The 15,391-nt window shown below is 67.3% G+C and carries 13 protein-coding genes; 1 reads left to right on the top strand and 12 read right to left on the bottom strand.

The window, feature by feature from the left end; genetic code table 11:
• Positions 1-172: 172 nt before the first annotated feature.
• Positions 173-1,690, top strand: coding sequence for a peptide MFS transporter (locus B843_RS06765; protein ID WP_025252754.1), 1,518 nt, complete (start codon positions 173-175; stop codon positions 1,688-1,690).
• Between the two features lies 1 nt (position 1,691).
• On the opposite strand, the gene bioD is transcribed toward B843_RS06765, so the two are convergent.
• The 12 genes from bioD to B843_RS06705 form a co-directional block, all read right to left on the bottom strand.
• The gene (gene bioD / locus B843_RS06760; RefSeq protein WP_025252753.1) at positions 1,692-2,300 is read right to left on the bottom strand and encodes an ATP-dependent dethiobiotin synthetase BioD; all 609 of its coding nucleotides are present in this window, start codon (positions 2,298-2,300) and stop codon (positions 1,692-1,694) included.
• A gap of 148 nt (positions 2,301-2,448) precedes the next feature.
• On the bottom strand, positions 2,449-3,264 hold the full coding sequence (locus tag B843_RS06755) for a segregation and condensation protein A (protein WP_025252752.1): 816 nt from the start codon (positions 3,262-3,264) through the stop codon (positions 2,449-2,451).
• Between the two features lie 50 nt (positions 3,265-3,314).
• Positions 3,315-4,187 carry a ParA family protein gene (locus B843_RS06750; protein WP_025252751.1) on the bottom strand — a complete coding sequence of 291 codons (873 nt, stop codon included), beginning with the start codon at positions 4,185-4,187 and terminating at the stop codon, positions 3,315-3,317.
• 312 nt (positions 4,188-4,499) lie between these two features.
• Positions 4,500-5,474 (bottom strand): hypothetical protein, encoded by a 975-nt coding sequence (locus B843_RS06745; RefSeq protein WP_155895118.1) that lies wholly within the window; start codon positions 5,472-5,474, stop codon positions 4,500-4,502.
• A gap of 115 nt (positions 5,475-5,589) precedes the next feature.
• Positions 5,590-6,513: a site-specific tyrosine recombinase XerD gene (gene xerD, locus B843_RS06740; protein ID WP_025252749.1), complete on the bottom strand. Its 924-nt coding sequence runs from the start codon at positions 6,511-6,513 to the stop codon at positions 5,590-5,592.
• Between the two features lie 3 nt (positions 6,514-6,516).
• Complete coding sequence (locus B843_RS06735; protein WP_025252748.1) at positions 6,517-7,164, bottom strand: NUDIX domain-containing protein; 648 nt, start codon at positions 7,162-7,164, stop codon at positions 6,517-6,519.
• A gap of 135 nt (positions 7,165-7,299) precedes the next feature.
• A complete protein-coding gene (locus B843_RS06730; RefSeq protein WP_025252747.1) occupies positions 7,300-8,958 on the bottom strand; it encodes a CTP synthase in 1,659 nt (552 codons plus the stop codon).
• 332 nt (positions 8,959-9,290) lie between these two features.
• A complete protein-coding gene (locus B843_RS06725) occupies positions 9,291-10,229 on the bottom strand; it encodes a copper transporter (RefSeq protein ID WP_025252746.1) in 939 nt (312 codons plus the stop codon).
• Positions 10,230-10,238: 9 nt separating this feature from the next.
• A complete protein-coding gene (steA, locus tag B843_RS06720; RefSeq protein ID WP_034649907.1) occupies positions 10,239-11,423 on the bottom strand; it encodes a putative cytokinetic ring protein SteA in 1,185 nt (394 codons plus the stop codon).
• Between the two features lie 89 nt (positions 11,424-11,512).
• On the bottom strand, positions 11,513-13,252 hold the full coding sequence (recN, locus tag B843_RS06715; protein WP_025252744.1) for a DNA repair protein RecN: 1,740 nt from the start codon (positions 13,250-13,252) through the stop codon (positions 11,513-11,515).
• Between the two features lie 146 nt (positions 13,253-13,398).
• Complete coding sequence (locus tag B843_RS06710) at positions 13,399-14,337, bottom strand: NAD kinase (RefSeq protein WP_376780283.1); 939 nt, start codon at positions 14,335-14,337, stop codon at positions 13,399-13,401.
• Complete coding sequence (locus tag B843_RS06705) at positions 14,337-15,167, bottom strand: TlyA family RNA methyltransferase (protein WP_025252742.1); 831 nt, start codon at positions 15,165-15,167, stop codon at positions 14,337-14,339. The genes B843_RS06710 and B843_RS06705 overlap by 1 nt, the downstream gene beginning before the upstream one ends.
• Positions 15,168-15,391 lie beyond the last annotated feature (224 nt).

The raw sequence follows: 15,391 nt of genomic DNA, 5'->3' as shown, positions 1-15,391 counted from the left end.
CCCCCGCGTGAGGGGAGCATCCGGTCACCTGGCGCTCTAGGCCCTCGCGGGGCAAAGCCGCAGCCTACACCCGCCTTCATGAAAAGAACATTCAGATTGGGCATTGCCCGATCATTGAACGATGTTCATTTTAGGCGAGGAAATGCGGTTATAGCTGATCCCTTAGGCAATAATGCATTCTATGACTCAACTTGAACAGCGTTCAAGCGGCCCATCCCCCACAGGAGGGTCCCGCCCCCGTCCGACACGCAGGCATCCCATCGCGACCGCCTCCATGGTGAGCATCGAGTCCTGGGAACGGTTCAGCTTCTACGGAATGCAGGCCATTCTGGTCTACTACCTCTACTACGCCACCACCGAAGGCGGCCTCGGCATCGAGAAGACACAGGCCACGGCGCTGCTCGGCGCCTACGGGGCGCTTCTGTACCTGTGCACCTTCATCGGCGGCTGGCTCGGCGATAGGTTCCTCGGCACGGAGAAAACACTGCTCCTCGGCGCGGGGATGCTCGTGACCGGTCACCTGGTCTTGAGCTTCGGGGACCGCATCCCGGCGCTCGCGCTCGGCCTCACCCTCATCGCGGTGGGCTCCGGCTGCCTCAAGACCGCCGCCATTACCGTCCTCGGCGCGGTATACTGCGACCGCGGCGCCGACCGGGACGTCGGGTTCCAATACTTCTACCTGGGCATCCAATTCGCAGCCGTGGGCGGGCCGCTGCTCACCGGTTACCTGTCCACCGCCTACTCCTTCCACGTCGGCTTCGGCGCGGCGGCTGTCCTCATGATCCTGGGCGTGGTCATCTACCTCGCCCTGCGTGCCCCTATGCTGGCGCAGGTCTCCGAAACCACGCGGTACGAGATCACCCATCCGCCGACGCCCGCCGCTCCTCGGGCAGCTACGGTCTCCGTGACGGTCGGGGTGTTGGTCCTCGGCGGCGTGGTCGTCGCCACCGCCAGCGGGGCCTTGTCCCCCACCCAGCTCGCGCGCGCCTTGCTCGTGGCCATCTTCGCCACGGCCGGGGTCATGTACGCGCTCATGCTGCGCTCGCCCGCCGTCAGCGCCGCCGAACGCAGGAGGATGATCGTCTACATTCCCGTCTTCCTCGCCGCCTGCGCCTTCTACTCGCTGGCCAACCAAATCTACGGCGTGCTCGCCGTCTACTCCGACCTGCGCCTTGACCGCCACGTGCTCGGCTTCGAGATTCCCGCGGCATGGACGCAGGCCATCAACCCGTTCTTCTTCGCGCTCTTCGCCGTCCCGATCGCCTACCTCTGGCACCGCCTGGGCACCAAGGCGCCCGCCAGCGCGACGAAGATGTCGCTCGGAGTAGTCATCGCGGGCTTCGGCATGTTCGTGCTTCTCCCCTACACCGGCGGCGGCGAGAACTCCACGCCGTTCGCCGTGCTCGCGGGCGCGATCCTGGTGATCACCGTCGGTGAGCTCTTCGTGGGCCCCATCGGCATGGCGGCCACCACGGCGCACGCCCCGCGGGCCTTCCGCACGCGGTTCTCGGCCCTGTACTTCCTCACCCTGGCGATTGGCAACTCGCTGGCGGGCACCATCTCGGAGTTCTACGACCCGTCGAGCAAGGCCGCGGAGGATCGCTACTTCCTGCTCTGCGGGCTGGTAGCCATCGCGGTGGGCGTCGCAACGCTATTTCTGGGGCGTTACCTCGCGAAACGGGAGCGCTAGGCTACAGGTCCTCGGGCAGGAAGATCGTCTTGGTGGCCTCAGCGAAGGCCTCGCCCGCGAGCGAGCCCACGCCGTCGTTGAGGCTGCCGATGAACGGCACGCCCGTCGCCTTGGACACCTCCATGAGGATGAGCCGGGTGCGCAGGTCGGCGCCCGCGGGCAGCTTTCCGCCGAGGACGCCGATGACGCGGGCGCCGCACGAGCGCGCGAACTGGACCGCCTGGACCGCCAGCGAGACCGCGCCAGGCGCCATGCCGGAGACCACCACGAGCGGGGCATCGAGCTTCGCCGCGATGTCCGCGATGGTCATGTTGTCGCGGAGGATGACGCTGAGCCCGCCGGAGCCCTCCACGACCACCATCTTGCCCTGGTCGGACAGCTCCTTGACGCGGGAGATTGGGTCCGGTTCTGCGGAGAAGTCTAGGCCCTTAACCCCGGTCAGCTTCTCGATCGTGCCGATGTCCCCCTCCATGGGCCGCTGCGCGAGGCGGGCGACCTTGACCGGGATGACCTCATCGTTCCCGCGGTCGCGGAGGACGCGCACCAGGGCGGCGGCCGCGGTGGTCTTGCCCACGCCAGAGGAAAGACCCGCTACGACAACGATTCCCACAGCGACCTTCCCTCCCATCGCCATTTCCGTGACAGCATTCCCTTTGATAGTACTTGGCAACTTCCGTCACGGGGTGACTCGCCCCACTGGCCCCTCGCCCGCGTCGGCCTCCGGTTGAGCTGCGGCCGCCTCATTCTCCTAGCTGCAGCTAGGTCCAATTCGAGGCCGCCACCACGGCCGGGTCGACCTCCAGCCCCGTCCAGCTCACGAGCAGCTCCTCCAGGGACTCCTCCTGGGTGGCGTCCACGGCCCGGGCCTTGTACAGCTCGAGCAGGGCGAGGAATCGGCCCACCACCTGCATGGACACCGAGCAATCTCGGGTGAGCGCGTCGAAGCTTAGCCACGTGTCGATCCCGGCTAGGCGCAGCGTGTCGAGGATCTTTCCCGCCTGCTCAGGGACCGAGACCGCGACCTGGTGGATGTGGCCGGTGGCCACCGTTTCCGGCGGGCGCGGGCGGAACACCCCGGCGGCCATCTCGGCGAAGCTGGCCAGGTCGTGACCGAGGGTGACCGGCGGCAGGAGCTCGGCAAACCGCTCCTCCATCGCCACCAGCCGCGGGTAGCGGCGCTGGGCCTTCAGCTGCCACTGCGCGAACAGGTCGGCGACCTGTTTGTACGCCTTGTACTGCAGGAGCCGGGCGAACAGGAGGTCGCGGGTCTCCAGCAGCTCGAGGTCCTCGAGGCTTTCCACCTCGCCGCGCGGGATGAGCCGGGCCGCCTTGAGGTCGAGCAGGGTCGCCGCGATGACCAAGAACTCGGTGATCTCGTCGAGCTCCGCCTCCTCACCCAGCTGCCGCGTGTAGGCGACGAACTCGTCGGTGACCTGCGCGAGCGAAACCGCCGTGACCTCGAGCTTCTTGCTGTGAATAAGCTGCAGCAGGAGGTCGAACGGGCCCTCGAAGTTGTTCAAGACAATGCGAAAGCCCGTGATCTCCGGCTGGTTGTCTGGAACGTGCTGGCTCACGGTGTCCTTTTATCGCTTCTCGACGCCTTCGGCATGCGGCGCCACGGGCATTAGTTGCTCGTGCGCTCGATGACCTCGCGCGCGAGCTGGCGGTACTGCTGGGCGCCCTGGGAGTTCGGCGCCCACGTGATGATCGGCTCACCCGCCACCGAGGTCTCCGGGAAGCGCACGGTGCGGGTGATGACGGTGTCGAACACGCGATCCTCGAACACCTCCACGACGCGCGACATGACCTCGCGGGCGTGGGTGGTGCGCCGGTCGAACATGGTCACGAGGATGCCCACGATCTCCAGGTTGAAGTTGAGCCGGTCGCGCACCTTCTCCACGGTGTCGGTGAGCAGCGCCAGGCCGCGCAGCGAGAAGTACTCGCACTCCATCGGGATGATGACCCCGTGGGCGCAGGCGAGCGCGTTGACGGTGAGCAGGCCGAGGGAGGGCTGGCAGTCCAGGATGATATAGTCGTAGTCCTTCATCACCGGGCGCAGCGCGCGGGCGAGCGTCTGCTCGCGGCCCACCTCGTTGACGAGCTGGATCTCCGCGGCAGACAGGTCGATGTTGGCGGGGACGAGGTCGAGGCCGTGCACGGCCGTCTTGTGGATGGCGTTGTGAATCGACGAATGGCTGTCCACCAGGAGGTTGTACACGGTCACCTCGAGCTCGTCGTGCGGGACTCCGAGCCCCGCGGACAACGCGCCCTGCGGGTCGAGGTCGACGAGCAGCACCCTGCGCCCCGCCTCCGCGAGGCAGGCGCCCAAGTTGATGGTGGAGGTGGTCTTGCCCACGCCGCCCTTCTGGTTGCACATCGCGATAATCGTCGCCGGACCGTGCTTGAGCAGGGGTTCGGGCTCCTTGAACTCCCTCAAGGGACGGCCGGTGAGCCCCACCTTGTTCTCGGGCTTTTCAAACAGTCCCGATTCGCTCATGTCTAGTCCTTTCCCTTGACCTCGCGAGCCTGCTCCGCTTCGCTCTCGCCGCCTCCGCGACGCGAATCGCCAGCGCTGGGCGCATCCTCGGGCAGTGATTACTCACACAACCCTAGCCGAAGCCCGAGTCACGATGCCTTTCGGACGCGCCAACCTATGTGATACCTAAATTACACGCCTGTAAGGCGTTTTTCTTCAAAGGCACGCGACCCCGCGCCATGGCCCCTCGACGCCGCCAGCCGCGAACTGCACGAAAGGCAATGCGTCAAGTGCATCACCTTGACACAGATCGTGGGGGCCGAAGATGCTGCTCTAGCGCCGCCTGCGCAGCGAGGCCACGAGCGAGGTGACGAGCCCGAGGACGAACAGGAAGCCGACGAAGCCCACCGCGGCCATGCCCATGAGCTTCGCGTTGCTGGTCGCCTTCGCCGGGGTCACGTTGGCCGTGCCGCCGGCCTTCGTGGTCAGCTGCCCCGGCGAGGTGATGGTGACCTCGGCGACCGCGCTGCCGTCGGAGGCGTTGGTCACCTGGATGATGAAGGGGTTGTCCGGGGTTTGGCCAACGGGATAGGTCAGCGTCAGTGACCGCGTGCCCTTGTCGATGGATCGCTCGACCCCCTCGATGAGCTGCCCGTCGCCGTCGACGTAGCGCACGTCCACCGAACCGGGGTCGGTGCCGCCGAACTGGTTGTAGAGGTTGAGCGCCTGCGTCACCCCGAGCTGCACCGTGAGCGTGTTGCCGGAGATCGTCCCCACGAGGTCGACGTGCGCTGCCGCGCTCGTGTCCAGCGCCGGGGCGGCGACGCGGCTCGGCCGCGGGCTGGGCGCCTCCCCGCCTTCCGAACCCGCCGCGGGCGCCGTGCCAGCCGTGCCAGTTGAGCCCGCCGCACCGCCGGTCAGCTCGTCCACCGACGTCCCGTCGACGCTCGCGCCCGTCGCACCCTGCTCGGCCACGACGGTAATCGACGCGGAGTACCCTCCGTAGCTCACGGGAACGACGGTCGACCCGCCGGAGCTCGGCGCCGTCACCGAGACGGAGGTGCCCTGAGAGACGAAGGTGAACCCGTCCTGGGAGGTGTTCAGCCCCAGCGGGACCCCGATGTCGACGGTCGTGGTCTCCCCCGCCGGCACCACCACGGGTGCCGAGAGGTCGACGCCGGTGGCGACGTCGGCAAGCCCCTGGGCCGCGGCCACCGGCGCATATGCGGCGGGCGTTGAGAGCGCCAACGCGAGCCCGCAGGCGCCGAGCGCGCGGGTGAGTGCCGAAGTCGGGCGAAGTCGTGCCACTGGTTCTCTTTCCTAATGGTTCTTGCGGGTAGGTCCCGCCCGCGGTCGCTTTGTTCCGCCACGATGCTACCGGCGGCGGCGCCAAAAAGAAACATTCCGCCGATTAATGGGGCGTTCACGCGCGCGGGTGGCTCGTCGCCCAGACCGCCCGCAGGTTCTCCGCGGTGACGTGGGTGTAGATCTGGGTGGTGGTCACCGAGGAGTGCCCCAGCAGCTCCTGGACCACGCGCACGTTCGCCCCGCCCTCGAGCAGGTGGGTCGCGTAGCTGTGCCGGAGCGTGTGCGGGGAGATCTCCGCGGTGATCCCCGCCCGTTGCGCCGCCTGCTTGAGCACCGCCCAGGCGCTCTGCCTCGAAAGCGCCCCGCCGCGGGTGTTGAGGAACAGCGCGTGGCTCTTTCCCTTCGCGAGGCTAGGGCGCGCGCGCACGAGGTAGCGCTCGACCGCCTCCTTCGCCTTCGACCCCAAGGGCACGATCCGCTGCTTGCTCCCCTTTCCCGTGAGCAACAAGAAGTCCTCGGCCTTGGCGTAGTCGTCCACGTTGAGGGCGAGGATTTCGGAGATGCGCGCGCCCGTGCCGTAGAGCAGCTCGAGGAGGGCGGAATCCCGCAGGTCGCAGGAGGTCGCCGCCTCGTCCCGCGGTATCGCGTCGATAAGCGAAGAAACCTGTTCCACCGACAACGTATCAGGAAGGTGCCTCCCGGTGCCGGGCGGCGAAACCTCGGCGGCGACGTCGCGATCGACGTACCCCTCGAGCAGGGCAAACTTGTGCAGGCCGCGCGCGACAACCAGCGCCCGCCCCGCCGAGCTCGCCGCCAGGGGCGCGCGCCCCGACGCCGAGTCGCCGGTGCGCAGGTAGGCAACGTAACCCTCGACGTCGGCGGTGGTCACCCGTGCCAGATCGTCGATGCGGACCTCGTCGAGGTAGCCGAGGTAGCGCTCGACGTCGCGGCGGTAGTTGCTCAGCGTGTTCTGGCTGAGCCCGCGTTCGACGGTGAGGTGGACCAGCCAGTTGCGCGCCGCTTCCCGGGCGTTGGGCATGGCCTAGCCGTGCCGCTTCTTCATGTCGCCGGTGAAGCCTTCCGCTTGTCGACGATGGGCCAAGGCCGTCGGCCGCAACTCGAAGGCGTCGCCCACGGGACGGGTACGCCCGATGCGCACGGCCTCGGCGGCCGTCATGATCCCGGCGATCGCGATCGAGTTGGACACCTCACCGCGCATGACCATGGCGACGGCCTCGTCGAGAGCGACCCAGCGCAGGGTCATGTCCGCTTCTTCCTCCTCCGGGTCCGGGCGATCCACCGCGCGCAGGTCGGTGGCCAGATACACGCGCACCGCCTCGTCGCAAAAACCCGGGCTGGTGATGAGGTCCACCAGCAGCCCCCAGCTGCCGGCCTCGAGCCCGGCCTCCTCCTGCAGCTCGCGCGCGGCACAGTCGAGCGGATCCTCGTTGGCAAAATCCAGCAAACCGGCGGGCAGCTCGTAGAAGCGGCGCCCGGCGCTCTGCCGGAACTGGTGCACGAGAGCGATCTTCTCGCCGTCGAAGGCCACCACCGCGACCGCCCCGAAGTGCTCGACCACCTCGCGGATCGCCGTTTCCCCGCCCGGCATGGTGACGGTGTCGCGGCGCACGCTGATGATGGGGGCGTCGATGAGCAGTTCGGAGTCAACGGTGCGGAATTCAAAGGCCATGGGTTAAAGCCTAGTCCGCCGCCGGTCATGCGCTGGGCCCGACACCGGTCACAGCGGATAGCGCCAAAGACGGCTCAAGGCGCCTTCCCCTTCGGTGCGGGAGGGCGCCTTCGACCGGTCTTAACGTCTCGGCTGCTACTTCGCGTCGCGGAAGTCGATGGCCGCGGCGACGAGACCCTTGAACAGCGGGTGCGAGCGGGTCGGGCGCGACTTGTACTCCGGGTGTGCCTGGGTGGCGACCATGAACGGGTGCTCCTCGCGCGGGTACTCGACGAACTCCACCAGCGTGCCGTCCGGGGAGGTGCCGGAGAACTCGAGCCCGGTGGCCTCGTGGATCTGGTCGCGGTAGGCGTTGTTGACCTCGTAGCGGTGGCGGTGGCGCTCGGAGACGTCGGTGGAGCCGTAGAGGTCCGCGACGAGCGAGCCCTCGGTGAGCTTGGCCGGGTAGGCTCCCAGGCGCATGGTGCCGCCGAGGTCGGCCTCGCCGGACACCGCGGCCTGCTGCTCGGCCATCGTGGCGATGACCGGGGACTTGGTGTCGGGGTCAAACTCGGTGGAGCTGGCGTCCTCGATGCCCGCGCGGCGGGCCGCCTCGAGCACGGTGCACTGCAGGCCGAGGCACAGGCCGAGGAAGGGCACCTTGTTTTCTCGGGCGTAGGTGATGGCGTTGATCTTGCCCTCGATGCCGCGGACGCCGAAGCCGCCGGGGACGACAATGGCGTCGAGGCCGCGCAGCTGCTCGGCCGGGTTGGTCTCGCAGTCGTCGGAGGTGATCCACTTGACGTTGGCCTTCACGTGGTGGGCGAAGCCAGCGTGGCGGATCGCCTCGGCCACCGAGAGGTAGGCGTCCTGGAGGTCGATGTACTTGCCCACGATGCCGACCGTGACCTCGCTGCGCGGGTTGCGGACCCGGTCGAGCAGGTCGCCCCACTGGGTCCAGTCCACGTCGCGGAACGGCAGGCCCAGCTTGCGGATCACGAAGGTGTCTAGGTGCTCCTTGTAGAGGACCTCCGGGATGTCGTAGATGCTCGGCGCGTCCGGGCAGGAGACCACGCCCTCCTCCTCGATGTCGCACATGAGCGCGATCTTCTTCTTGTGCGAGGCCGGGGTCTCGCGGTCGGCGCGCAGCACGACGGCATCCGGGACGATGCCGATGGAGCGCAGCTCGGCGACCGAGTGCTGGGTGGGCTTGGTCTTCAGCTCGCCGCTGGTGGCCAGGTACGGCACGAGCGAGCAGTGGATGAAGAAGATGTTCTCGCGCCCCACGGCATGGCGGACCTGGCGGGCCGCCTCGAGGAAGGGCTGGGACTCGATGTCGCCCACGGTGCCGCCGATCTCGGAGATGACCACATCGGGGCGGTTACCGTCCGCGTCCGGCTCGCCCATGGCGAGGATGCGGGACTTGATCTCGTCGGTGATGTGCGGGATGACCTGCACGGTCTTGCCCAGGAACTCGCCGCGGCGCTCCTTGGCGATGACGCTGGAGTACACCTTGCCGGTGGTGACGTTGGCGTTCTTGGTGAGATTGCGGTCGAGGAAGCGCTCGTAGTGGCCCAGGTCGAGGTCGGTCTCGGCGCCGTCCTCGGTGACGAAGACCTCGCCGTGCTCGAAGGGGTTCATGGTGCCCGGGTCGACATTGAGGTACGGATCCAGCTTCTGCATGGTCACGCTGAGCCCGCGCGCGATGAGCAGCTGCCCGAGGCTCGCGGCCGTCAGTCCCTTGCCCAGGGAAGACACAACTCCTCCGGTGACGAAAATAAACTTGGTTTCATGTCCAGTTGTGCGCTGTGGCATGGTTGCGTCCTCTTGAAGTTTCGGTCCTTCCTGGCGGCCAATTAGCCCCCAGGGCGTCACCTTGTCAGTTGTACCTGTCCGCGAGAAAACGCGCCCTTTTGCGCCCCGCACTCAGGAAAAACTGGGTGCAGAAATGCAAAATCCGCAGGCTCACTCACGGTGGTGACCTACGGGCTTTCAGCATAACATGAGAATCTCAGGTTAACAATACAACTATAGAAATAGGCGCTGAGCACGGAAAAGCCGCAAGTGGAAACGATTAAGCCAGACGAAAACGCTCCCGCTTTCCGACGCCTACGGCGTGGGAACGGGAGCATGTCGACGGGAACTTCTTAGATGCTCGGCGCCGCCGCCTTCGCACTCGCGGCCGCGCCATACGCCCCGGCCTTCCCATCCAGCTGATCCTTCGCTGCCAGGACGGTGGCGATCTTGCCCCAGGCCTGATCGACGGAGTCGACCGTGGAGACGGCCTCAAGCGCGAGGGCGTTGTCGCGCAGCTGCCCGATCACGCCGGTGTCGGAGGCGGTGTGGATCCGGCCGGCCACGACGACTCCCGAGCCGCGCGTGTCGAGCGCGCGGGCGAAGGCGACCTCGTTGGTCGTAGTGAAGGTGTCGGAGGATCCGTCGTCGTCGCCAAGGACGAAGACGATGACCTGCGCGGGCAGGATCGTCCCCTCGTCGTACTGGATGAACCCGCCCTCGCTGAGCCCGCCGAGGACGATCGCGCGCTCCTCGGTGGTGGCCTGCGGCTGGGCGGAGTCCTTGTTGAGCATGAGCGCGCTGCCGAGCGCCTCGCCGGCGTGCGTGCCCGAGTCGAGCTGGTCGGTGTTCAGCTGGGCACCGGCGGGAAGCGTGGTCGAGACGATGTTTTTCAGCCCGTCGGCGCCTTCCTGAGAGAAGAACTTGTCTGTGAGCGTGATCGTGCCGGAGTCGACGGCACCCGACTTCGACAAATCGTCCTTCACGCCCTGGACGTCGTCGTCGTTGGCGTCCGCGGTTCGCATGATGAGCACCGGGCGGTCCTTGAGCTTATCCGTCAGCGCCGCGCCCGAGACCGAGTCGATGAAACCGTCGGCGCTCTTGGACTGCGCGTCGGCGATCTCCACCTGCTGCTGCGCGTCCGCGAGCTGGCTTTCCAGCGAGGTCTGCGTGGCGTTGCTGCCGCCGGCGAGGTTGGGTGCCAGCACGTAGGTGCCCAGCGCCACGCCACCGGCCAGGCCGAACGCGAGTCCCGCGATGACGGCGCCGGAGCGCCCCTTCTTCTTAGCCACAGCTCACTCCTACTTGAACAGGCCCTGAACGCTCAGGGCGATGTTGTTCCAGGTGTCGATCATGTTGTCCACGAACCCGCCGCTGCCGTTCATCCCGGCGATGAGCACGATGACCGCGATCGCCACGAGGATGCCGAGCACGGCCCAGAGCCAGCCCAGGTTGACGTTGGTGCGCACGGTGTAGAGCTTCGAGATCGCCTTGGCGTCGACAAGCTTGGTGCCCACCTTGGCGCGGGCCAGCAGGGACGCGGGCGCGGAGTTCTCGCCGCCGGAGAAGATGGAGTCGAGGTCCATCGGCGCGCCGACGTTGACCACGAGCTCGGCGCCGTGGAACTCGGCCAGCAGCAGCGCCAGGTCGGTTGCCGAGTCGACGGCGGCCGGAAAGGTCATCGCGCCGATGCCTAGGTCCTGGATCCGCTCGAGGCCTGCGGCGTGGCCGTTCGGCTCGGCGGGCAGCACGACGCTGGCGCCGCTACGCAGGGCATCCGAGCCGATGCCCGAGGGATTGCCCACGATGAGGTCCGGGGTGTAGCCGAGCTCGACCAGCGAGTCGGCTGCGGAGTCCACGCCGATGATCGCCGGGTTGTACTCGCGGATGAAGTTGCGCAGCTCCTTCAGCTCGGAGCGGTGCCCTTCCCCGGGGCTAACGACGAGCACCTTGCGGCCGCGGATCTGCGCGCTGGTGTCCGGGATCCCGAGGCCGTCGATGAGCAGCGGCGCCTCGGAGTGAATGAACTGGATGGTATTGCCGAAGTAGGCCTCCATGTGGTCGACGAGCGACTGCTGGGCCTCCTCGAAAGAGGCCTCCGCGGCCTCGGCATTGACCGGCGTGCCGGCACCGACGGCCTTTTCCCCGTAGTACAGCCCGCCCTCGTCGGTCAGGCGCGCCTTCTTGCCGTCCTTGAGGTCGGTCCAGATCTCGGGGCCGGTGTTTTCGACCAGCTTGATGCCCGCGTCGAGGAGGATCTGCGGGCCGAAGTTCGGGATGTTGCCGGTGGTGAACGGAGAAGCATTCACCACCGCCGCCGGCTTTGCCTCCATCAGCTGGGTGGCAAAGGCCCGGTCGATGTCGGGCACATCGATCACTGCGATGTCGCCTGCGCCTAGCTTCTTGAGGCCCTTGGACGCCTCGCGGCAGTCGCGGGCGACGGCGTGCAGACCGGGCAAGTCATCGGTACGGGAGAACAGACTCATGCGCATTATTGTTGCGAAAGTGAACAGCCTTCTGAGTAAGGCGCGCAGGAAAATCCAAGGATTTTTCTGAGAAACCCACAACAGGTGGGTTAGCTCGCCCGCAGCTCGGCGACCTCCTTCTGCGCGCGTGCGAGCAGCTCCTGGGCGTGCGCCCTGCCGGTGTCCGTGTCCTCCAGCCCGGCCAGCATCCGGGACAGCTCCTCCACCCGGCGTTCCTCGCTCAGCGACTCCACGCCGGAGGTGATCGCGGACTCGCCGACGTCCTTGGACACGTGCAGGTGGGTGTCGGCAAATGCGGCTACTTGGGGCAAGTGCGTAACCACGATGACCTGGTTGTCGCGGGCGAGCCGCGCGAGCCGACGCCCGATCTCCACCGCGGCGCGGCCGCCGACACCAGCATCGACCTCGTCGAAGACAAGCGTGGTGCCCTTGGTCCCAGAGGACAAGATGACCTCGAGGGCGAGCATGACGCGGGAGAGCTCGCCGCCCGAGGCGGAGGTGGCCAGCGGCCGCGCCTCGGCCGACTTGTTGGCCGCCAGCGTGAACTCGACCTCGTCGCAGCCCGTCGGCCCCGGCGCCTTCTCGCTCACCGCGACGAAGAACCGCGCCTTGGGCATCGCCAGCCCGTGCAGCTCCGAGGTGACCTTCTCCGAGAGGAAGGCTGCGGCCTCCGCGCGCGCCGCGGACAGCGCCTTTCCCAGGCGACGAACCTCCTTGGAGGCCTCGGCGACCTGCTTCTTCAGCGCCTCCAGCGCCTCGGGCGTGACGTCGATGCTCGCCAGGCGCCTTTCCGCCTTGGCCAGCCACTTCAGCACGCCCTCGACGTCGGGAGCGTACTTGCGGGTGAGCCCCTTGATCTCTTGCTGCCTCACCAACAGCTTCTCCAGCTCCTCGGGGTCCGCAGGCAGCGAGGACAGGTACATGCCCAGTTCCGCCGAGACCTCGGAGACGATCGAGGTTGCCTCGCTCAGGCGCTGCGCGCAAGCGGCGAGCTTGGGGTCGTCACTGGAATCGAGGAAGGAAACCGCCTGCCCCAGAAGATCCGCCGCGCACTGCCCCTCCTCGTCAGAGCCCTGGTACCCCTCGATCGAGGCTGCGCCGTCGAGGTTCGCCAGGGAGCCGCTGGCCAACTCGCGCAGCTCGTCGACGTCCTGGAGCCTGCGGATCTGCTCGACCAGCTCCTCCCCCTCGCCGGGTTGAGGATCCACGGCCTTGATCTCGTGGATGGCAAACTCGAGCCGGTCGACCTCTTGGGCCAGCTCCATGCGCGAGCGGGTGCGCTCGTCGAGGTCCCGCTTTAGACGCCGGTAGGCACGAAAGGCCTCCTTGTACTCCTGCCTGATGGGCGCGATGGCCTCGCTCGTTCGGTCGAGTGCCTCCAGCTGCCGGTCCGGGCCGAGCAGCCGAAGCTGGTCGTTTTGGCCGTGGATCGTGAGCAGCTCCGCGCTGAAGTCCGCCAGGCTTGCCGCGGGAACGGAACGGCCGCCAAGGTGGGCCTTGGAACGGCCGGTGGACTTGACCACCCTGCTGGCGATGAATTCCCCGTTTTCGTCGGGCACGGCTCCCGTGGAATCGGCGGTATCGAGCACCAGCTCGCGCACCCCGGGGCTGACGCCGTCGAGTACGAAGCGACCTTCCACGACCGCCTCGGTACTACCCGTGCGCACCCGCGAGGCGTCCGCGCGACCGCCGGTAAGCAGGCGCAGACCGGTGACCACCATGGTCTTGCCCGCGCCGGTCTCGCCGGTGAGCACCGTGAGCCCCGAGGACAGCTCCGCCGTCGCGCGCGGGATGACGCCGAGATTCTCGATCGTGATATCAGCAAGCATGCCGCCATCGTACCGCAGAATGGCGGCAAAATTCGAACAATTATGCGAATTTGCCGTAGGCGTCGTAAAGCAAGAGCGAAAACCCGAGGTAAAAGGGACGATCAAGCGCGGCACGCCGCGGGGTTTTCGAAAAGATCCTCGAACGCCTACTCGGACTCGTCCGGAGTGGAATGACTCATCCCGCGCCAGCCCTCAACGGGCAGCCGCAGCTTGGACACTAGCCGGTCGGCGAACGGCAGGCTGTCGAGGCGGATCCACTTCACCGAACGCTTACCCTTGCGCACCTCGACGCTGGCGCCGGGCGGCATGTGAATGGAACGGAAGCCGTCCATGACCGCCGTCGCACTCGCCGTGTTGGGCTGGCTCTCCACCGCCACCACAGAATTCGGGCTGACGACCAGCGGCTTCGTGAACAGGGCGTGGGCGTTGTTGGGAACCACGAGGATGGCGTCGAGCTCCGGCCACAGCACGGGACCACCGGCAGAGAAGGCGTAGGCGGTAGATCCCGTCGGGGTCGAGATGAGCACGCCGTCGCAGCCGAAGGAACTGACCGGGCGGCCGTCCACGCCGAGCACCGCATCGAGCACGCCGCGGCGGTTGTTGTTCTCGATGCTGACCTCGTTGAGCGCCCAGCCGTTTCCGATGAGGCTGCCGTCGGCGTCGAGCACGGTGACGTCGATGGTCATGCGCTCCTCCACGCGATAGTCGCCGGCGATCACACGGATGACCGCCTCGTCCAGCGCGTCCTGCTCCCATTCGGCGAGGAAGCCGACGTGACCCAGATTGATGCCGAGCACCGGGATGTCCGCCTGGTGCGAGAGATCCGCTGCGCGCAGGAAGGTGCCGTCGCCGCCGAGGACGAGGACCAGCTCCACGCCTTCCGTTGCCTCCTCGCTGTGGGAGACGCGGGTGAACTGGCTGAGCACGGGGTGGCTGGCGATGGTCGTGTCGTTGGGGTGCACGAGGACGCGCACGTCGATGTTGGCGTCGTGGAGGAGCTCGGCTGCCAGCGCCGCGGTTGTGACGTTGCTCTTGCGGCCGGTGTGCGGCACCAAGAGGACGCAGCGCGGCTGGTGTGCGGTGATCATTGCGGCCCTTCCTCGACGGCCCGTCTAACGAGCGTCTCTATCTCTTCCCTCGACTTTACGGCCTGGGGTTGTCCCGCGTGGCCTTTCTTGAGCCACAGGAAGTATTCCACATTTCCCGATGGGCCCGGCAGCGGGCTCGCGGTGACGTCTTTGACCTCGAGACCCAGCGACTGCGCGAACTCCGCGACGTCGGCGGTCACCTCGGCGCGTAGCTCCGGGCTGCGCACCACCCCGCCGCCTCCCAGCCGGTCCTTGCCCACCTCGAACTGCGGCTTGACCATCGGCAGCAGGTCCGCCCCCTCGGCTAGGCACCCGACGATAGCCGGGAGGGTCAGCCGCAGGGAGATAAACGACAGGTCGCCGACCATGAGGTCGCAGGGCCCCTCGGTCAGCTCGGGCGTGAGGTTGCGGATGTTCGTCCGGTCGAGCACCAGCACGCGGTCGTCGTTTTGCAGGCGCCAGATGAGCTGCCCGTAGCCGACGTCGACCGCAACGACCTGCTTTGCTTCTCGACGCAATGCTACGTCGGTAAACCCTCCGGTCGAGGCGCCGGCGTCGAGGACCTTCTTGCCCTTCAGCGAAAGCCCCTTAGGCTCCCACGCCTCGAGGGCACCGAGCAGCTTGTGCGCCCCGCGCGAGGCCCAGTCGTCGATCGCATCCTCCTCGACCCGGATGGACACCTCCGGGGTCACCTGGGTGGCGGGCTTGCTGGCCAGTATCCCGCCGACGTAGACGCGCCCGCCCTTGATGAGCTCCTGCGCCTGCTCGCGCGAACGGGCGATCTTCCTGCGCACGAGCTCCGCATCAAGCCGGTACCTGCCAGCCACCACATACTCCTGTCGACGTCTGTTCTTGAATCTTGCTTTGAGATAATCCAGCCCCGCTGGCCTGCCTATTTATTGCAGCGCCTCGTGCAGTACGGCGTGCGCCCGGGAAAGCTGGTCGGCCTCCGCTGCCAGGTCCTCCGCGTCCTCGGAGAGGATCTCGTTGACCTGTGCCGCGACCTCCTCCGGGGTTACCTGGGGCTGGCGCGGATCGTGCGGAACGGGAC

The organism is Corynebacterium vitaeruminis DSM 20294 (assembly GCF_000550805.1).
GTDB lineage: Bacteria > Actinomycetota > Actinomycetes > Mycobacteriales > Mycobacteriaceae > Corynebacterium > Corynebacterium vitaeruminis.
The sequence above is the reverse complement of the archived record's forward strand: the minus strand, read 5'-3'. Positions and strand labels throughout refer to the sequence as shown.

Excerpts from the sequence above, each read along its gene's own strand:
- B843_RS06765 (WP_025252754.1), top strand. The coding sequence starts at position 173 with ATGCATTCTATGACTCAACTTGAACAGCGTTCAAGCGGCCCATCCCCC.
- B843_RS06750 (WP_025252751.1), bottom strand. The coding sequence starts at position 4,187 with ATGAGCGAATCGGGACTGTTTGAAAAGCCCGAGAACAAGGTGGGGCTC.
- xerD (WP_025252749.1), bottom strand. The coding sequence starts at position 6,513 with ATGCCCAACGCCCGGGAAGCGGCGCGCAACTGGCTGGTCCACCTCACC.
- B843_RS06735 (WP_025252748.1), bottom strand. The coding sequence starts at position 7,164 with ATGGCCTTTGAATTCCGCACCGTTGACTCCGAACTGCTCATCGACGCC.
- B843_RS06730 (WP_025252747.1), bottom strand. The coding sequence starts at position 8,958 with ATGCCACAGCGCACAACTGGACATGAAACCAAGTTTATTTTCGTCACC.
- steA (WP_034649907.1), bottom strand. The coding sequence starts at position 11,423 with ATGAGTCTGTTCTCCCGTACCGATGACTTGCCCGGTCTGCACGCCGTC.
- recN (WP_025252744.1), bottom strand. The coding sequence starts at position 13,252 with ATGCTTGCTGATATCACGATCGAGAATCTCGGCGTCATCCCGCGCGCG.